Consider the following 18,452-nt stretch of genomic DNA (forward strand, 5'->3'; position numbering starts at 1 on the left):
ATCCGAATCACGGCCTGACACCTAGGAGTTTGAGTGACTGACGAAAACAGAGAACTTCATCCCATGGCCCGCCGATTCCGCGGCTTTCTGCCGGTGGTTGTGGATGTGGAAACCGGCGGGTTCAACCCGGAAACGGATGCCCTGCTGGAAGTGGCCGCCGTGCTGCTGACCATGGACGACGACGGTTGGCTGGTGCGTGGCGAAACCCACCTGCAACAGATCGATCCTTTTGAAGGCGCCAACCTGGAGCAGTCTGCACTCGACTTCACCGGCATCGACCCCTGGAGTGCCGAGCGTGAGGCGGTGCCCGAGCGGGAAGGCCTGAGCGAGATCTTCAGCCCGATCCGCAAGGCGGTCAAAGCCCACGACTGCAAACGAGCGGTACTGGTGGGCCACAATGCCACCTTCGATCACAATTTCGTGTTCGCAGCGGCCCTGCGTTCGGACATCAAACGCAATCCGTTTCACCCGTTCTCGACCTTCGACACCGCCACTCTGGCCGGTCTCGCATACGGCCACACGGTACTGGCACAGGCCTGCAAACTGGCCGGCATTCCGTTCAGCAACAAGGAAGCTCATTCCGCTGCCTACGACGCCGAAAAAACCGCCGACCTGTTCTGCGGCATCGTGAACCGGTGGAAAGAGCTCGGAGGGTTTCCGCCGCCCCTGATCTGCGAACCGGACGACGCCTGAACCAAAAAAAACGCCTCCCGAGGGAGGCGTTTTTTACAGGCGTGAGCCAGACCGTTACCAGTAAATGCCCCGCATGATGGCCGCGAAGGCCACCTGCTCGGAAGACACCTTCGGCTTCTCGCCCGACTTGCTGCCCGCAGCAGACGGGGAATCCGGGAACATCCGGTAACCGGTGTTCATCACGATCTCACCCATCTTCGGCGCCACGGCATGCAGCACCTGGGCGAAGATACCCAGCCGCGTCGCAACGCGCTTGGGACGGTACACAATGGCGTCTGCCACCATGTCTGCCGCTTCCTCCGGCGTCAGCGTGGGTACTGAATCGTAGATCTTGGTGGGCGCGATCATCGGTGTTTTCACCAACGGCATATTGATGGTGGTGAAAGTCACGTTGCGATCCGACCACTCAGCCGCGGCACAGCGGCTGAACGCATCCAGCGCAGACTTGGACGCCACATACGCCGAGAAGCGCGGTGCGTTGGTCAGTACGCCGATGGAGGAAATGTTCACCACGTGGCCACGACGGCGCTCCAGCATGGCCGGAGCAAAGCCCATGATCAGGCGCACAGAGCCGAAGTAGTTCAGCTGCATGGTGCGCTCGAAATCGTGGAACCGGTCAAACGACAACGCCAGCGAACGGCGGATGGAGCGACCGGCGTTGTTCACCAGCACATCCACATGACCGTGGTTGTCGAGCACGGTTTTCACGAAGCGGTCGCAGTCTTCCATATCGGCGAAGTCACACTGGTAGGCGTGAATGTTGCCACCACGCGCCTCCAGATCGGCGGCCACTTCGTCGAGGGTTTCCTTGGTGCGTGCGCCGATCACCAGAATGGCACCGGCCTCGGCCAGCTTGTGAGCGGTGGCCAGGCCGATACCCGAGGTGGCACCGGTCACGACACACACCTTGCCTTCGACGGTACCGCGAAGGGTACGGTCCTTGAACAGATCGGGATCCAGGTTACGCTCCCAGAAATCCCAGATCACCGCCGAGTAATCCGGCAGGCGAGGCACGCCGATGCCGGTGCCTTTCAGCACACGCTCGGTTTCCCGGGCATCAAATCGTGTGGGGTAATTGATGAACGACAGCACCGACGGAGGAATGCCCATATCGTCCAGTACCGCAGCGGTGAGTCGCTTCACCGGTGGCAGGTTTTTCAGACTCTGGCGAATGAACGGTGGCACAAACCCGAACATGCGGGAATCAATGCGCATACCCATCTTGGGGGCGTGGCCGGCTTCGCTGAAAATATTGAGGATCTCACCCACTTTGTAAGGATCGGAATCCACCAGATGGAAGCAGTTGCCGTCCTCGCCTTCGAGGTGCGCAATGTGATCCATGGCATTCACCACGAAATCCACCGGCACCACGTTCAGGCGGCCGCCTTCGATACCGATGGTGGGCACCCACTGGGGCAGCATGCTGCGGATCTTCTGGATCATCTTGAAGAAGTAGTAAGGGCCGTCAACCTTGTCCATCTCACCGGTTTCAGAGTGGCCAATCACCATGCCGGGGCGGTAGATACGGAACGGTACCTTGCAGCTCTCACGCACCACCTTTTCGGATTCGTGCTTGGTCAGCAGGTACGGATGATCCAGCTTTTCCGCTTCCTCGAACATGTCTTCGCGGAACGTGCCCTTGAACATGCCCGCGGCCGCAATCGAAGACACATGATGGAAACAGCCGGCCTGCATGGCCTTTGCCGCATTGACCGCACTGCGCGTGCCCTCAATGTTGGTCGCCTGCTGGGCGGCTTCATCGGCGCCCATGTCATACACGGCAGCAAGGTGGAAGAAATGATCAATGTTGCCTTTCAGCGCATCGAGGGTCTTGGCGTCGATACCCAGATTGGGGCTGGTCAGATCGCCGATAACCGCTTTGACCTGCTGCTCGGTTGCGCCCCAACGTTCGCGGAGAACATCCAGTTTGCCGAGAGATTGTTCACGAACCAGTACATGAACGGTACCGCCACGCGCCAGAAGTTTCTCTACGAGAAAACGGCCGATAAATCCGGTGCCACCCGTCAGAAAGTAATTCATTGATTGTCCACCCTGCTTGTTGCTCAATTGTTGTCTGTCCCTAACGCCCGGCCGAGCCCCTGCGACTAAAGTCGTAGACTCATTCGGTAACGCCGGCATTGTACTTAATTGCAACCTTCATGTATCGAACTTTTTTAGAGCTTTTACTCTGTAAGCCTTTGTTTTAATTAGAGCCTTTACTCTAGGATTGCCCCGGAAGCACGCACTGAAAAGCCCGAACCCCTCGACTCTGTCGACACACTGATTTTGAGCCTAGCACAAGGTTCAGCACCTGCCCGGAAAAACACTTCATTACCAGAAAGAAATGAAACCACCCCATAGCAATGACATAATCCGCCCATACATCAGACACATCACTACCCTCTCATTCCGGACAGTCCTATATGAAACAAAACGACGCCAACGCTGAACGCTACATCGCCATCGCGCGCGCCTGCCTGAAAGCCATCAACGATACCGCGGCGGATTCCGGTTCCCGGGAAGACAAGATTCAGGCGGTCTATCAGGCCATTGATGATGCGTTCCAGGCTGAGTTTGCGGATTACCGCCAATCAGTGGCGGTGATGGGCACCGTGCTGGAGAAGATTGCCAGCGGACAGCTGGATGCTGATACGGCGGCCTCCCTTGCTCGTAAAACTCTGGACCAGCAACCGAAAAGCACCCGCAACGCCATGATCCACTGAGCGATTCACCGAAACCCGGAGCACGCGACACCATGCAATCAGGCACCGTCCGTTTGAGCGCCCAGCCCCGCTGGCTGGTTCAGTCATTGGCCCTGGCTTTCCTGCTGATTTTCGGCAGCCTGGCCCTGGCCGCTACCGACCCGGTAAAAAGCCCCAATGACAACAATCGCTATCGCTATCTGGAACTGGATAACCAATTGCAGGTGCTGTTGATCTCCTCCCCCGGCTCGGACAGGGCAGCCGCGTCCATGAACGTTGCCGTGGGCAGTGGCGACGACCCCAGGGATCGTGAGGGGCTGTCCCACTTTCTGGAGCACATGCTGTTTCTGGGCACTGAGAAATATCCGGAGGCAGGTGAATACCAGCAGTTCATCAAAAGCCACGGCGGCAGCCACAACGCGTTTACGGCGTTCCAGGACACCAATTACTTCTTCGATATCCGCGCCGGCTATCTGGACGATGCCCTCGACCGTTTCGCCCAGCAATTCTCCGCGCCCCTGTTCACCCCTGACCTGGTCGACCGCGAGCGGCAGGCGGTGCATTCCGAATTCACCTCCAAACAGAAAGAAGATGGCCGGCGCATCTATTCCGTGGAAAAAGCCATCAGCAACCCTGACCACGCCTTCAATCAGTTCGCCGTGGGCAACCTGAGCACCCTCGAAAACACCGAGCAACGGCCGTTGCGGCCGGACCTGATCGAATTCTGGAAAACCCATTACTCCTCCAATCTGATGAGCCTGGCGGTTTACGGCCCGCAGTCTCTGGACGAACTGGAGGCCATGGTGCGAGGGCGATTCGACGCCATCGAGAATCGCAACCTGGAAGCGAAAGTGCATTCCGAACCGCTGCTGCAGCCAGACACACTGCCGGCCCGGGTCACCGTGGATGCCCTCAAGGACATTCGCGGCCTGACGCTGACCTTCCCGATCCCGTCCCAGCGCGCCAATTACCGCACCAAACCCGGCAGCTACGTCGCCAATCTGCTGGGTCACGAGGGCCCGGGCAGTCTGTTCGACGTACTGAAACGGGAAGGCCTGGTGGAAAGCCTGTCGGCCGGCACCGGCATGGACACCGGTACGGAAGCCAGTCTGGAGCTGTCCATGTCACTCACGCCGGAAGGGCTGGAGCGCCAGCAGGACATACTCTCGCTGGTGTTCGACTACATCGGGCAGGTCCGTGAACAGGGCATCTCCGAAGATCGCTTCAACGAGATGAAGAACCTGGCACAGATCGATTTCCGCTTCCGTGAGCGCAGCCAACCCATCCATGAGGTGATGCGCCTGTCCAGCCAGCTGCGCCATTATCAGTCGGCCGATGTGCTACAGGCACCGTGGATGATGGAGCGCTACGAGCCGGCCCAGTACCGGGATATTCTGGCGCGGCTGACCCCCGAGAACGTACTGGTCACCGTGGTGGACCCGGAACCCGACATCGAAACACCGAGCCTGACCGAGTGGTACCAGGCCGCCTGGGAACTGCAGCCGCTGAAACTATCGGCGCTTGAGACTACAGACACCAGCCGCCTGGCCGGGCAGCTCGCGCTTCCGGAAGCCAACCCCTTTGTTCCGGAAAACCTGGATATGGTCGGTGGCCCGACCATGACCAAACCGGTGCTTTTGGGCGATCAGGGCGGGTTGTCTGTCTGGTACGCCCGGGATACCCAGTTCGCTACGCCCAAAGCCAACGTGTACGTGAGCATCCGCACGCCACTGGCGCAGGCGTCTGCCCGGGGCAAGGTGCTGACCGAGCTGTTGGTGGATTCGGTCAACACCAACCTGAATGCCTGGGCCTACCCGGCCCAGCTGGCCGGTCTGGATTACAGCGTGTACTCCCACTTGCGGGGCATCACCCTTCGAGTGGGCGGGTACAGCGATAAGCTGCATGTGTTGCTGACGCGCATCCTCGCGCAAGTGGCCGACCCACACCTGACCCAGCAACGCTTTGACATCGCCCGCAAGCGGACGATCGACAACCTTCGGAACAAGACCAAGGAACGCCCGGTTCAACAAACCTCCGAGAGGGTGCAGACGCTTCTGATCGAGGGCGCCTGGAGCACAGAGGATCGTCTGGCGGCTGCCGAGGAAGTCACGCTGGAGGAACTGGAACGGTTTGCCGAGGAGCTGTTCACCCGGACCGACCCGGTGATGCTGGCCCACGGCAATCTGAGCCAGGCCTCAGCGCTGAACCTGGCGCAGCAGGTGCGCGCCATGGTGCTGCAGGATGCGGAGATCACGGAAGTGGCTCGCAGCCAGGTGAAAGAGCTACCGCAGGGCGAGACCACCGAAAGCATCCCGGTGAACCACCCGGATACCGGCTATACCCTGTACCTGCAAGGCACTGACACCGGGTTCGATGAACGGGCCAGGTACCGTCTGCTGGGTCAGGTGATCAGTAGCCCCTTCTACGAGGAACTGAGGACGAACCGCCAGCTCGGCTACATCGTGTACGCCACGCCCTTTGAAATGCTGGAGATGCCGGCCCTGGGCCTGGTGGTGCAATCACCGGAAGCGTCTGCGGATGACATTGACCAGGCGGTCAGTGAGTTTTCCGACGCGTTCGAGGAGCGCCTGAGCAGCCTCAGCGACAGCGACCTGGAGCGGGAAAAGCAGGCTGTCATCAGCAAGCTTGAGGAGCAGGACCGCCAGCTGAGTGAAGTCTCCGAGCGGTTCTGGCGGGAAATCGACCGCGGTGCCACCGGTTTCGATTCACGGGATCGGCTGGTGGCTGCCGTCAAGGCGGTGGACCGGGAGCAACTGCTGGAGGTTTATCGCCGCGCCGTACTGGAGCGGAATCGCGCGTTACGGGTGACTACGGATTCGCCAGGCGAAGAAACCGCTGCCAGTCCTCAGGCTCGTCAACGTCCCAGCGAGGCGCCAGCAGGCTGACGGACAAGCCACAGCCGGCAAGGCGATCACGGGTCTGGTCCAGAACGCTCTCCGTTCCCCAGGCCACGTGATCGAGCATGCCGGGCACAACCCTGCGCACCCCGATCAGCACATAGCCGCCGTCATTGGATGGCCCCAGCACCACGTCGCTGGCGTCCAGCGCGGCCACGGCCTCACGCACGTACTCCGGATCCACTGATGGGCAATCACTGCCCACCACGACGGCTTTGCAGTGGCTTTCCAGTGCCAGGCCCAGCGCCGCCTCCATCCGCTGCCCCAGATTCTCACCCTCCTGAATGCCGATGGTGATGCTTGCCGCGTCCAGCGCTGCCAGCACCTGGCTGGCAGCTTCCGGCGCCGGTTCCAGCGCGCGATCCCACCAGAACTGCACCGGCAGGCCGCTGGCGATGAGGTTATCCAGCACTTTCAGGCTCAGGCGGATGTGCGCGTTGAGGGCACCCCGGGCGCCCAGCTCCGACATCAGACGGGTTTTGACCCGGCCTTCCTCTGGCCATTTCGAGAACTGCATAACCAGCGCTGAGGCTTCAGGATTTGTGGGCATTTCGCACATCCGATCGGTAAACGGTCACAAGAGATTCCGGCGATTCACCGCGCCAATAGCGCCAGCGCAACCGCCACATGAGCAGGATGGTACGCCAGGCGCCGTGTTGTTCCCAGCGCCGGCTGTCAGTGACCACTGGGTCGCGGATGCAGAATGGGCGCGACACCCGCCGCAACCTCGAAGACAACTCCACATCCTCCATCAATGGCAGGGGTTCAAAACCCCGCAGGGCTTCAAACACCGGGCGCCGGACAAACAGCGCCTGATCACCCGTGGCGATACCGCTGAACCGGGAGCGTTGATTCATGAACCAGGCAATCACCCGGAATAAGGGGCGCCTGCCACTGAGGCGCACATCGAACCGGCCCCAGGCGTTGCGGCTGTCACTGAACCGCGCCAGTGCGTCCAGCGCCGATGCCGGCAGGCGGGTGTCGGCGTGCAGGAACAACAGGATATCTCCGGTGGCGACCCGCGCTCCGGCATTCATCTGCAGCGCCCGCCCGCGCTCTGACGCCACCACCCGATCACACAATCCGTCCGCCAGCTGTGGGGTGCCATCGGTGCTGCCGCCATCCACCACAATCACCTGGTGGCCCGACGCCCGCAACGGCGCCAGTGTTTGCAGGGTTGCCACAATGGTGGCCGCCTCCTGCCACACCGGTATGATCACACTCAATGCCAACAAATCATTCTCCGCTGCTGTCTTTGGTTGCGCTTTGTCTTGAAAATTCGAGCCCCGGCCCGATGTCCTTTATCATAGCCATTCTAAACCAGACCAACCCGCGGACGAGCATCACTATGCCACTGAAATACAGAATCATTCCTGTGACCCCGTTTCAACAGAACTGTTCCCTGCTCTGGTGCGACGAAACCCGGGTCGCGGCGGTGGTCGATCCCGGTGGCGATCTGGACAAGATACGCACGGCAATGGAAGAGGAAGGCGTCACCGTCGAAAAAATCCTGCTGACCCACGCCCATATCGACCACGCCGGCGGTACGGCCGAGTTGTCCCGGGCGTTGGATATCCCCATCGAGGGGCCGCAACAGGAGGATAATTTCTGGATTCAGGGCCTGCCGATGCAGGCCCAGATGTTCGGCTTTCCGGCTCCGGAGACTTTCACCCCGAACCGCTGGCTGGAGGATGGCGAGCAGGTAACCGTCGGCAACCAGACCCTGGACGTGCTGCACTGCCCGGGCCACACGCCGGGCCACGTGGTGTTCTATCACGGGCCGTCGCAACTGGCCCTGGTGGGCGACGTGCTGTTCCAGGGCTCCATCGGCCGCACGGACTTCCCGAAAGGCGACTACAACACCCTGGTGCGTTCCATCCGCGACAAGCTGTTTCCGCTGGGCGACGACATCCGTTTCCTGCCTGGCCACGGCCCCATGTCCACCTTCGGCCACGAAAAGGCCACCAACCCGTTCGTCTCCGACCACCGGGGCTAAAAACCCGCGGGCCCTTGAGACACATCACCGGGCCCGCTATCATACCGGCCTTCTGACGATCCGCCCCAGTAGCTCATCTGGATAGAGCGTCCCCCTCCTAAGGGGAAGGTAGCAGGTTCGAGTCCTGCCTGGGGTACCACAGCCCTCTCTGGATCAGCCCACTCAGAAAATCAACGCCTCGCACTCAGCCTCTGTATAGTCCTCGGTATCGCTGGTACCAATCACCGTTGCCCGTGCCTCTGTGCCACTACCCATCACAGGCGGCGGAAGTATGCTTACTCCGTACGCGATCTCAATGCCTGAGGCTTCTGGCTCACCGATAATCCGAACAACTCCCTCATCGGGACAGCCGCCCCCGGTTGGGCGCTTCATGGTGGTTGTTGTGGAAATATCGACGTACCCATCCGTTGCGGAATCAATCAGGCGGGAATTGATGGTCACTTCGGTAATGCCGCCTTGAGACGACAGGGTGGTGACCGCATTGGTAATGGCCTTGTAGTCACCGCCACGCAAAAACTCCAGCGCATCGGTGGTGTAGGTCTCCTCACGCGGGCCGGAGCCTGCCTGTAACGGCGTGGATGTCTCCCAGGCATCGGAGCCCTGCATGGCGATCGGCTCGCTGCCGCTGACGATGGTGCCGGTCAGATCCACGATCTGGAAACCGTCCACTTCTCTGCTGCTGTCGGTCTCGGAGACCAGATTGACGTAGGTATAGGTGCCATTGAGCACCACTGTGCCGAGCTCGGCGGTTGCCAGTTGGCAGTTACGGAACTCCAGGGTGAAGTCGGTCTCGGTTTCACGGTTCAAGGTAAACGCCAGTGTGCCCGACCCGGGGTTGTCGCAGCGAACGGTCACGGTATTCCCGGACTGCCCCACGGCATCGTCCAGTTCGAGGGCTGCTTCGCGGATCTCGTCAATCGACAGGTAGGTTTGCTCGGCGCCGGAATAGACATCAAGAACCTCCTGAAAATCTTGAAACCCCTCGACCAATGCTCTCTGTTCGCTGAGCCCGCCGGCATCCAGCTCTAGCTCTACACTCTCCGGTGGTGATGTTGGCGTGCCGCCTCCCCCATCGCTGCTTCCACCGCTACTGCCCCCACCACCACACGCTACCAAAGCCGACACGGTGCCGAGCACCAGAATTCTGGATGTTGTTGTTCTGACCACAGCGAACGCTCCCTTTTCAGCGGCCGGCGCGAACGGTTGAACCTGTCCGGGTCCCCCGACTTCCTTTCGCGTCTTCCCCAATCTACCTGAGGTGGTGAGTGGCCGCGGCCACCCGCCTGTTAATCACGGCTTACACCTTAAAAAGAGTAGTTCATACACCGGAAAACCGGCAGTTTTTTGCAAACATTTCACGTTACGGGTTGCCGGTTTTCAGTGCTTCCAGATCCACGGGTGCAACACCCAGGTCTCGCCAGTTTTCCGGGTGGCAGGTAAACAGCAATATCTGATGGCGGCAGGCGGCGTCGAACAGGATGCGTTTCATCTGTTCCAGGCGCTGTTTGTCACTGTGCACCAGGGTGTCATCGAGAATGATCAGCGTGGGCCGGCCCGCTTCCTGCAACAGATCGGCGTAGGCAAAACGGCTGATCAACCCCATCTGCTCGCGGGCGCCAAAGCTCAGCTCCTGGAGCGCACCCCGCTCCTGCCCCTGCTGGCCGGTGCGGGTCAGTTGCCCCGGGACCAGGTGGTCGTCCACTTCCAGGCTGGCTTTAGGAAACAGCACGCCCAGGTAGTGGTTCAAATGCTTCTGCAACGGTGCCTGTAGCCGCCGCGTCAGCGCCTGGCGCTTGTCCTGCAGCAGCCCCAACAACAGGTCCAGCGCCTCGGCGCGGCGATGCAGTTCCTGATAACGTCGGCGCACATGCTCCAGGCGGGCGGCCAGTTCGTCACGCTGCTCCTCGAGCCCCTCGGCGCCCTGGCTCTCCAGCTTGCTCTGCAACCCGGTCAGTTCCAGGGCCTCTTTCTGGTGGCCTTTTTCCAGCTGCTCGGCGCTCGCTCTGAACCGCTCCATGTCCTGCCGGATCAGTTCCGGACGAGCCTCATCAATCTGGCTCTGGCGCTGGCTGACCGACTGCTTCAGCCGGGCTTCCCGCTCGCCTGTCTCCATCACGGACTGCTGCAGGCTCTTGAGCGTAGCCTGGCGCTCGGGATCGTCCAGCTCATTCTTGAGCTGCTGCCATTCCGCTTGCGCCGTCGCCAGGTTCTGTGCCGACGCAAACTGCTGTTTGCTGTGTTCCTGCAGTTGCCCGTCGGCCTCACGCAGTTGTTGCTCGGCCGCTTCCAGTGCGGCCTCAGCACCGGCCAGCGGAGGGGTGTCCACATTGGCTGGCGGCAACACCTGATGTTCGTTTTGCAGCTGGCTCAACCGCCCCGACAGTTCCTGCTGCTGGGCCTCCAGGGTTTCCACGCCGCGCGGTGCCACTGACCCCAGCAGTGCTTCCAGCCGTTCAATGGTTTGCTGACACTGCAAGTGCTCGGCGGCACGCTGCTCGGCCTGCTCAAGCGCGGTAACATTGAGAGCTTTCAGCTGGCCGTCGTAATCTTCCTGCAAACGCTCCAGCTGGCGCTGAACCCTGGAAAGATCATCCCCGCCCGGAGTGATGGTCAGTTGGCCGAGGCCGGGTAGCAGCAGGGTGGATTCCGCCAGCAACAAGCGGTCGCCCTCACCTTCCACGACTTCGCCGTCGACGGAGAGGGAGCGACCATGGTCAAGCTGGTAATGAAGCCGGGTGGCAATGGCACGGGAGCGAATGCGCTCCTCCTCGAGCCGGCGGTGAATGCCGCGGAGGTTCTCCAGGCCGGCCACATCAATCAGGCTGGCCTGCTGTTGCTTGCGGGCGTTCTTCAGCTCTGCCAGATAGTCACGGGCCCGGACCAGGGTCTGTTCCAGCGCGTCCAGTTGCTGGCGCACCTGCCGCAGCTCTGTGTCCAGGCGGGCCCGGCGCTCCTGTTCCTTGGCAGCGCGAACCTGGCCGCGGGCACTCTCATAGGCCTGTTTCGCCCTGGCCTGGGTTTCGGTCACCCGGGCCTCGCGGTTCTTCAGGGCCTCTTCCGCCTCGCGGGAGGCTTTCAGGTGCCCGGCACGGCTTTCGAGTTTCTGGCTGGCCACCTCTGCCTGCTGCTGTTGCTGTCGCAGCAGCCTGAGATTCTGCTGGCAGTCCACCAGCGCCTGCTGCTCACGCTGCTGCGCCTGTTGCCATTGTTCAATCTCCCGGAAGCGCTGCTCAGCCTCCTGCAGGTTCTTGCGGGCGGTCTCCCAGGGTCGTTCCTGTTCATTCTGCTGATGGCGCTGGCGCAACTCGCCAAGCCGATCCACCAGGGTCTGATACTGGCTGATGCGCTCATCCAGCGCGGACAGCTCGGTCTCCAGGCTCTGCTGCTCGTCCCTCAGCCGGGCGTATTCTCCGCGGGGTTTTCCGGTACCGGTGAGCAGTTCCGCGCGCTGGCTCTGCACCTGCTGGATCACGTCATCACCGCCGGTGCTGGCCACCTCGCCCAACAGACTGTTCAGTGCGGATTTGAGATGGTCGCCGGCATACGCCACCGCGTCATGAACATTCTGCCCGCTGCCCTGCTCCACCCACAGCAGACCGGGTATGCCCCAGTGTTTATCCTGGCTGGCGCCTCGGGAAGCGAACTGGAAACCCAGCAGATCCGCCAGTTTGTCCTCGGCTTCCTCACCGGACCAGGATTCGCCGCCCACGCTCAGGTCACAGCGTTTCTGCTGGAGGAAGCGTTTCTTCAGGTGCCAGGGCTGATCCTGAGCAACAAACTCCAGCTCCACCGAAGGCGCCGCCGAGGAATCGCCCCAGGGGCGCAGATCGTCCACGCTGCTGGAGCGGTGGCGCTCGAAGAAGGCCGCACGGATGGCACGCACCAGGGTGCTCTTGCCGGACTCGTTGGGGCCATGAATCACATTCAGACCGGGGTTCAGATCGGTCAGTGTGAACGGTTGGCGAAACTGTCGCAGCTGCTCGATGCGAAGACCCTGTATCTTCATGACGGCTGCTCCCCGCTGACCCTTGCACCATGGCCATCCGCCGCACTGGCGTTGGAGCCACTACGATCCATCAACAGGCCGGTGAGTATCGCCAGGGCGTCCCGTGCCGGCAGTGCGCGGGCTCCGTCGTCACTGGCTTGTTGCTCCCGCAGCTCAGTGATCACATCGCCCAGATAGCCATCGGCATTCAATTCGGCAATATCGTCATCGGTGGGCTGCAGCGACAACCCGCTGCGGTCACACTGCACGCTGCGGTGTTTTGCTTCCGCCACTGATAATGCCCGGAGCAGACGGCGCTCCCCGGCCAGGTCCACCTCGCCGGTGAGCCTCAGGTCCACCACCGCTGGCGCTTCCAATTCCTCGAGCCGGGCCAGCACTTGGTCCAGATCGGTCGGCACATTGAGGTGCTCGCGCCATTGCACCCACTCGAATTGCCCGATGCGATGGGGCGTGACTGTCGGCTCAGTGCCGGGCCCGCCGATGTCGACAATCAGCGCCACCCCCGCATCATTGTTACGGAATCGCTCCGGTTCCGGCGTGCCGCTGTACCAGGTGCGGGGATTAATCTGTTTGACACCGTGCCAGTCGCCCAGCGCCAGGTAATCCAGCCGCGCCCGCTCTACCCGGTCCGGGGCGATGGGATTGGCGGAATCGATGCCCTCGGCCAGCACGCCCTGCACGCTGCCATGGGCCAGCCCAACCCGGATCAGGGCTGGCGCCGTTTGCCACTGATCAAACGCCTCGGTGAGATCACTGTGAGTATGGCGCTGGGTCAGCGGGGCCGCCAGAACCGCCATGCTCTGCTCCGGCAATTCCACCACGCCCGGCGCCAGCGCCAGATGAACATTTGCCGGCACGGCACCGAGGCGCTGGGCGCGGGTCCAGACACTCTCGGCCAGCGCCGCATCGTGGTTGCCGGGCAACATGACCCAGGGGCCTTCAAAGGCGGCCAGGGCGTTGAATACCCGGCGAATGGTGCGGTCCGATACGGTCTGGGCGTCAAACACGTCGCCCGCCACCACCACCGCGTCGCACTGTTCATCCACCGCCAGCTGCGCCAGCCGCTCAATAGCGGTGTATCGGGCTTCCGCGAGCGCAACCGCATCGTCGTTGTCGAAACGGCTGTAATAACGGCCTATCTGCCAGTCAGCGGTGTGAAGAAAGCGGGGCATCGGATTTCCTTTGGCTCTGGAGAACAATATCAGGGGGATAAATCCGCCGTTAACTCTACGTTCAAACGGCGACGAACGAAAGTCTGGCCCGGTTTATGCAGACACCGGGATATATAACCCTGCAAGCGTTCGATTTTTGTCGCCACCTACAGGTGACAATGGGAGGTTACCAGCCGTGTCGCTGCTTACATCACTGATCAAGGCCAGCACCCAGTTCCAGAGTGCACTGGAGAAACGCCCTGCAGCCGCTGCCGACCAGCCAGCCGGCAAGGCCGGCGATGCGGTGGCTGTGGATCAGCCGTCATCACCCACCGATGACCGCTTTACCCGCACTGCACCGCAGAATCCAGACCTGGCGGCGTTGAAATCCCGCCAGCTGTCGGTCACCGATTACAAGCAGACCGTGGGGCAGGATCTTGCCTTCGTAAGGGAAACCCTGCGGCACAAACTTGCCGAGTACGGGATGCACCCGGCCACGGCGATCAATGTCACCAAAGGTGATAACGGCAATGTGCAGGTGGAAGGCAAGGTGCCGGAAGCCAAGCGCGGCCAGATTGAACAGGATCTGAATAATAACAAGGGATTTCAGGATGCGTTCAGCCGCCTGAGCGTCAACGAGCCCACCCTGCACTTCGTGGACAACGCACTGAAGCTGAACCGTGCCTATGGCGTCAATAATTCGTTACTGGACACTCTGGTCAGCGACAACCAGCAGTTCAATGGCCTGCAGGATCTGGTGCACCGCTACGACACCGTGCGCAAGACCGTCAGCTCCGAGCAGCTGGAGGCGGCGGGCGTCCGCAAGAATTACGCATTCAACTTCAACACCCGCGCCTAGGTTGCCGCAGTCGCGTCAGGCACAATCTGTCGCGCCGGACTTACTGAAAGGGTTCCGGATCGCCCTTGCCGACCCGCGTCACCTCTGGCACATCACCGGTCATGTTGACAACAGTAGTGGCTTCAAACCCGCAGAAACCACCATCGATGATCAGGTCGAGCTCGTGTTCCAGAGTGTCGCGGATCTCGTAGGGGTCTGTCATCGGATCGGACTCACCGGGCAGAATCAGCGTACTGCTCATGATCGGCTCGCCCAGCTCACCCAGTAACGCTTGCACGATGGGGTTGTCCGGCACCCGCAAGCCAATGGTCCGGCGCTTGGGATGCAGCAACCGGCGTGGCACCTCGCTGGTGGCATCCAGAATGAAGGTATAGGGCCCGGGGGTGAACGTTTTCAGCAACCGGTACTGGGTGTTGTCCACTTTTGCATAAACCCCGATGTCAGACAGGTCACGGCACATCAGAGTGAAGTTGTGTTTGTCATCCAGCTTGCGCACTCGCTTGATGCGGTCCGCCGCCTGCTTGTCCCCGAGGTGGCAGCCAATGGCGTAAGCCGAATCGGTCGGATACACAATCACCCCGCCGTTGCGAAGGATATCCACCGCCTGGTTGATCAGCCGTTTTTGCGGCGTTTCCGGGTGTATCTGGAAAAACTGGCTCATTGAGGCTCTCCCGAGGCCATCGCCGGATCTTTTTTCGATCCGCCCATACAGTTGGGAGACTCCGGCGCGGCCTGCCCGGAGGCCACCCACTCCTTTGGTGAGTAGAGATGCAACGCCAGGGCGTGAACCTCGCCCGCCAGCTCGTCCGCCAGCACGGTGTAGATGGCCTGGTGGCGCTTCACTTTCATTTGCCCGTCGAAATCCGGCGATACCAGCGTCACCTTGAAGTGGGTTTCGGAATTGGGCGGCACGCTGTGCTTGTGGCTTTCATTGGCCACCTGCAGATGATCGACGGCAAACGCCGAGGACAGTTTCTGCTCGATCGAATTCTGAATTTTCATGGGTCATTCTGCTCCTTTTCGCGCTTCCTCGCGCGAACTTCATATCAGTACCTGACGCCAGTCTACTACAGAGCCCGCCAGCCTTGACACAACAAGGCCAAAAGGCCATCTTCCTTTCCCGATCCGAACACGCTCGATGCCATGCAACTGTATATTGCCGAAAAGCCTAGCCTGGGCCGCGCCATCGCCGCGGCGCTGCCTGCGCCCCACCAGAAAGGGCCGGGGTGGATTCGCTGTGGCCAGGGGAATGAGGCCGTCACCGTCAGCTGGTGCATCGGGCATCTGCTGGAGCCGGCGGAACCGGGCAGCTACGACCCCCGATGGCAGAAATGGCGCCAGGAAGATCTGCCACTGTTTCCCGAGCGTTGGGAAGTCACCCCCAAAGACAGCGTGCGCCAGCAGCTCAACGTGCTGGAGTCCCTGATCCGCCAGGCCGATACCATCGTGCACGCCGGCGATCCGGACCGCGAAGGCCAGCTGCTGGTGGATGAAGTGATCCGCTATTTCGGGGCCACCTGTCCGGTTCAGCGGATCCTGATCAACGATCTGACCCCGGCGGCCGTGGCCCGCGCCATCCACAGCCCGAAAGACAACCGCGAGTACCGGCGGCTGTCGCACTCCGCGCTGGCTCGCCAGCGCGCGGACTGGCTGTATGGCATCAACCTGACCCGCTTCTACACGCTCAGCTATCAGCAGCAGGGACAGCAGGGGGTTTACTCGGTCGGCCGCGTACAAACGCCGGTGCTGGGCCTGGTGGTCGAACGCGACCACACCATTGAACACTTCGAGCCCAAACCGTTTTATCGCATCGAAGCCACCTGCCACGGCATTGAACCGGACAGCGATCCGTCACCGTTTACCGCGCGCTGGCTGCCTGACGAGACCTTCCGCGAGCACCTCGACGAAGAGGACCGCCTGCTCGACAAAGCCTCCGCCGAGCAGATCGCCGGCGCAGTGGAAGGCCGGCCAGGCACCATCACCGAATCCCGGTTCCGCGACCGCAACGAGTCGCCGCCGCTGCCGCTGTCGCTGTCGGCGTTGCAGATCGAAGCTGGGCGGCTGTTCCGCATGGGCGCAAAGGACGTTCTGGATACCGCGCAGAATCTCTACGAGCGGCACCAGCTGATCACCTATCCCCGCTCCGACTGCCGCCACCTGCCGGAGGGCCACTACGGTCAGCGCCAGGGGGTAATTCGGGCCATCGGCCAGGTGGATAGCGAATTGACCCGGGCCTGTGAGCAGGCCGATCTGACCCGACGCACTGCGGCGTGGAATGACAAACAGGTGGATGCCCACCACGCCATCATCCCCACCAGCCGGCCAGCAGCCAACGGCAAACTGACCGCAGCGGAAACGAAGATCTACAACCTGATCGCCCGTTTCTACCTGATGCAGTTCAGCGCCGATGCCGTGCATCGCGAGGGCCGGCTGACCGTCACCATCGGCGAGCACCGCTTCCGTGCGACAGAAACGGCGATACTGACTCCGGGCTGGAAAACCCTTGAAATCAAACTGCGGGAAGCCGCCCAGGAGACCCGCAAGGCACCGCTGCCACGGCTCGGAAAAGGCGAGCCGGCGCTATGCGACCAGACCGCCATCCGCGAGCGCAAGACCCAGCCGCCGCAGCACTTCACTGACGCCACCCTGTTGTCAGCGATGACCAACATTGCACGCTTCGTGAGCGATCCGGAACTGCGCAAAACGTTGCGGGAAACCGATGGGCTGGGTACCGAAGCCACCCGCGCGGCGATCATCGACACCCTGTTCAAGCGCGATTACCTGTACCGCGACAGCCGCCATATCAAGGCAACCGACAAGGGCAAGGCGTTGATCGGCGCATTGCCAGACACCGTCAGCAAACCCGACATGACCGCCCTCTGGGAAGCCACGCTGGAAACCATAAAGCGTGGCGAGGGGGACCCCAGGCAGTTCCTGGCGGACCTGAAACAGCAGATCAGCGGTTTCATCCGCACCCGCCCGGGCATCGGCAGCGCGCCGGTCGCCGATCAACCGGCGGCGCCCCACTGCCCCAAATGCCGGACCGCGATGCGGGAGCGGGAGGGCAAATTCGGCCGCTTCTGGGCCTGCACCCGCTTTCCCGACTGTAACGGCACCCGGCCGCTGGAAGACAGCGCGCCCGCCGACGGCACCAGCCAGAAGCCGGTGCCCTGCCCCCATTGTTTCTCCCCGCTGGTGCGGCGCAAGGGTAAAAAAGGCTGGTTCTGGGGCTGCAGTAATTTCCCCACCTGCCGACAAACAGTTGATGACAATGATGGAACACCTGCCGTTCGTTTACGCAATTCTACATAACGACACTGAAGGTAAATCCGTGATCTGTGATAATGCTCAACGTCACCAAAACTTTAATCGGTGGAACGTCACCCCCGGGAGATGCTTGATGCGCATAGCTTTGCTTGAAGATGAACATGAACAGGCGCAGCACGTTCAGTCCATTCTTTCAGAGCGCGGACACCACTGTGACAGCTTCCCCACGGGGCAGTCGTTCCTGAGCGCCGTGCTGCACCGAAGTTACGACCTGCTAATTCTTGACTGGCAGATACCGGACATGACCGGTATCGATGTGCTGGAAAACGTGCGGGCTCAGCTCAACTGGCCGATTCCGGTGGTGTTCCTGACCCAGCGCGACAGCGAATCTGACATCGTTCGTGCCCTCGACGCCGGCGCCGATGATTACCTGGCCAAGCCGGCCCGCGAGGCCGAACTGGTTGCGCGCATCAACGCGCTGGCCCGCCGCACCAACCCGGACAACGAAAAAGAGCTGCTCACCTACGGGCCTTTCGAGATTAATACCCAGCAGCGCAGTATTCTGCTCCACGGACAGGCTTTGACGCTGACCGACAAGGATTTCGACCTGACCCTGTTCCTGTTTCAAAACCAGGGCCGGCTGCTGACCCGCGAAATGCTGCTGGAGCGCGTGTGGGGCCTGGCCCGCGACATCAACACCCGCACCGTGGACACCCACATGAGCCGCCTGCGCCGACGCCTGGGACTGAACCCGGAAAACGGCTTCCGGATCAAGACTATCTACCAGCGCGGTTACCGTCTCGAAGCCATGAAAGCCAACGAATCGGCCGATCCGGTCGCGACCGCGGACCACGCCTGAC

General features: G+C 61.4%; 15 protein-coding genes and 1 tRNA gene. 8 read left to right on the top strand and 8 right to left on the bottom strand.

Annotated features, from left to right (window positions below):
- Positions 1-33: 33 nt before the first annotated feature.
- A complete protein-coding gene (rnt, locus tag R0125_RS16265; protein ID WP_248184937.1) occupies positions 34-693 on the top strand; it encodes a ribonuclease T in 660 nt (219 codons plus the stop codon).
- Positions 694-747: 54 nt separating this feature from the next.
- Here rnt and R0125_RS16270 read toward each other — a convergent pair whose 3' ends face one another.
- The gene (locus R0125_RS16270; protein WP_317238822.1) at positions 748-2,733 is read right to left on the bottom strand and encodes an SDR family oxidoreductase; all 1,986 of its coding nucleotides are present in this window, start codon (positions 2,731-2,733) and stop codon (positions 748-750) included.
- A gap of 383 nt (positions 2,734-3,116) precedes the next feature.
- On the opposite strand from R0125_RS16270, the gene R0125_RS16275 reads away from it, so the two are divergent.
- The gene (locus R0125_RS16275) at positions 3,117-3,416 is read left to right on the top strand and encodes a hypothetical protein (protein ID WP_248184941.1); all 300 of its coding nucleotides are present in this window, start codon (positions 3,117-3,119) and stop codon (positions 3,414-3,416) included.
- A gap of 32 nt (positions 3,417-3,448) precedes the next feature.
- Entirely contained in the window at positions 3,449-6,301 is a 2,853-nt protein-coding gene (locus tag R0125_RS16280; protein WP_317238823.1) for an insulinase family protein, read from the top strand.
- Here the strand turns inward: R0125_RS16280 and R0125_RS16285 are convergent.
- Together R0125_RS16285 and R0125_RS16290 are read right to left on the bottom strand one after the other, a co-directional pair.
- The gene (locus R0125_RS16285; RefSeq protein ID WP_248184946.1) at positions 6,225-6,863 is read right to left on the bottom strand and encodes a TIGR04282 family arsenosugar biosynthesis glycosyltransferase; all 639 of its coding nucleotides are present in this window, start codon (positions 6,861-6,863) and stop codon (positions 6,225-6,227) included. The genes R0125_RS16280 and R0125_RS16285 overlap by 77 nt on opposite strands.
- Positions 6,847-7,548 (bottom strand): TIGR04283 family arsenosugar biosynthesis glycosyltransferase, encoded by a 702-nt coding sequence (locus R0125_RS16290; protein WP_248184948.1) that lies wholly within the window; start codon positions 7,546-7,548, stop codon positions 6,847-6,849. Before R0125_RS16290 ends, R0125_RS16285 begins: the two co-directional genes overlap by 17 nt.
- A 113-nt stretch (positions 7,549-7,661) precedes the next feature.
- Between R0125_RS16290 and R0125_RS16295 the strand changes: the two genes are divergently transcribed.
- Positions 7,662-8,309 (top strand): MBL fold metallo-hydrolase, encoded by a 648-nt coding sequence (locus R0125_RS16295; protein ID WP_282448476.1) that lies wholly within the window; start codon positions 7,662-7,664, stop codon positions 8,307-8,309.
- A gap of 62 nt (positions 8,310-8,371) precedes the next feature.
- A tRNA-Arg gene (locus tag R0125_RS16300) sits at positions 8,372-8,448 on the top strand.
- Positions 8,449-8,471: 23 nt separating this feature from the next.
- On the opposite strand, the gene R0125_RS16305 is transcribed toward R0125_RS16300, so the two are convergent.
- From R0125_RS16305 to R0125_RS16315, 3 genes are all read right to left on the bottom strand, one after another.
- Positions 8,472-9,476, bottom strand: coding sequence for a hypothetical protein (locus R0125_RS16305; protein WP_317238824.1), 1,005 nt, complete (start codon positions 9,474-9,476; stop codon positions 8,472-8,474).
- 193 nt (positions 9,477-9,669) lie between these two features.
- Complete coding sequence (locus R0125_RS16310) at positions 9,670-12,315, bottom strand: AAA family ATPase (RefSeq protein ID WP_317238825.1); 2,646 nt, start codon at positions 12,313-12,315, stop codon at positions 9,670-9,672.
- Complete coding sequence (locus R0125_RS16315; RefSeq protein ID WP_317238826.1) at positions 12,312-13,487, bottom strand: DNA repair exonuclease; 1,176 nt, start codon at positions 13,485-13,487, stop codon at positions 12,312-12,314. The genes R0125_RS16310 and R0125_RS16315 overlap by 4 nt, the downstream gene beginning before the upstream one ends.
- Positions 13,488-13,662: 175 nt before the next feature.
- Between R0125_RS16315 and R0125_RS16320 the strand changes: the two genes are divergently transcribed.
- Positions 13,663-14,325, top strand: coding sequence for a hypothetical protein (locus tag R0125_RS16320; protein WP_317238827.1), 663 nt, complete (start codon positions 13,663-13,665; stop codon positions 14,323-14,325).
- Between the two features lie 40 nt (positions 14,326-14,365).
- Here the strand turns inward: R0125_RS16320 and R0125_RS16325 are convergent, their stop codons facing one another.
- Together R0125_RS16325 and R0125_RS16330 are read right to left on the bottom strand one after the other, a co-directional pair.
- Positions 14,366-14,986: an L-threonylcarbamoyladenylate synthase gene (locus R0125_RS16325; protein ID WP_317238828.1), complete on the bottom strand. Its 621-nt coding sequence runs from the start codon at positions 14,984-14,986 to the stop codon at positions 14,366-14,368.
- Complete coding sequence (locus R0125_RS16330; RefSeq protein WP_248184957.1) at positions 14,983-15,327, bottom strand: BolA family protein; 345 nt, start codon at positions 15,325-15,327, stop codon at positions 14,983-14,985. The genes R0125_RS16325 and R0125_RS16330 overlap by 4 nt, the downstream gene beginning before the upstream one ends.
- A gap of 141 nt (positions 15,328-15,468) precedes the next feature.
- Between R0125_RS16330 and R0125_RS16335 the strand changes: the two genes are divergently transcribed.
- The gene (locus tag R0125_RS16335) at positions 15,469-17,637 is read left to right on the top strand and encodes a DNA topoisomerase III (RefSeq protein WP_317238829.1); all 2,169 of its coding nucleotides are present in this window, start codon (positions 15,469-15,471) and stop codon (positions 17,635-17,637) included.
- A gap of 88 nt (positions 17,638-17,725) precedes the next feature.
- Positions 17,726-18,451, top strand: a complete 726-nt coding sequence (locus tag R0125_RS16340; protein ID WP_248184961.1) for a response regulator transcription factor — start codon at positions 17,726-17,728, stop codon at positions 18,449-18,451.
- The last annotated feature ends 1 nt before the right edge of the window (position 18,452 follow it).

This window comes from Marinobacter sp. M-5, from assembly GCF_032911545.1.
GTDB lineage: Bacteria > Pseudomonadota > Gammaproteobacteria > Pseudomonadales > Oleiphilaceae > Marinobacter > Marinobacter goseongensis.

Coding starts and splice junctions, on each gene's coding strand:
- R0125_RS16270 (WP_317238822.1), bottom strand. CDS start 2,733: ATGAATTACTTTCTGACGGGTGGCACCGGATTTATCGGCCGTTTTCTC.
- R0125_RS16275 (WP_248184941.1), top strand. CDS start 3,117: ATGAAACAAAACGACGCCAACGCTGAACGCTACATCGCCATCGCGCGC.
- R0125_RS16280 (WP_317238823.1), top strand. CDS start 3,449: ATGCAATCAGGCACCGTCCGTTTGAGCGCCCAGCCCCGCTGGCTGGTT.
- R0125_RS16285 (WP_248184946.1), bottom strand. CDS start 6,863: ATGCCCACAAATCCTGAAGCCTCAGCGCTGGTTATGCAGTTCTCGAAA.
- R0125_RS16295 (WP_282448476.1), top strand. CDS start 7,662: ATGCCACTGAAATACAGAATCATTCCTGTGACCCCGTTTCAACAGAAC.
- R0125_RS16310 (WP_317238825.1), bottom strand. CDS start 12,315: ATGAAGATACAGGGTCTTCGCATCGAGCAGCTGCGACAGTTTCGCCAA.
- R0125_RS16315 (WP_317238826.1), bottom strand. CDS start 13,487: ATGCCCCGCTTTCTTCACACCGCTGACTGGCAGATAGGCCGTTATTAC.
- R0125_RS16325 (WP_317238828.1), bottom strand. CDS start 14,986: ATGAGCCAGTTTTTCCAGATACACCCGGAAACGCCGCAAAAACGGCTG.
- R0125_RS16330 (WP_248184957.1), bottom strand. CDS start 15,327: ATGAAAATTCAGAATTCGATCGAGCAGAAACTGTCCTCGGCGTTTGCC.
- R0125_RS16335 (WP_317238829.1), top strand. CDS start 15,469: ATGCAACTGTATATTGCCGAAAAGCCTAGCCTGGGCCGCGCCATCGCC.
- R0125_RS16340 (WP_248184961.1), top strand. CDS start 17,726: ATGCGCATAGCTTTGCTTGAAGATGAACATGAACAGGCGCAGCACGTT.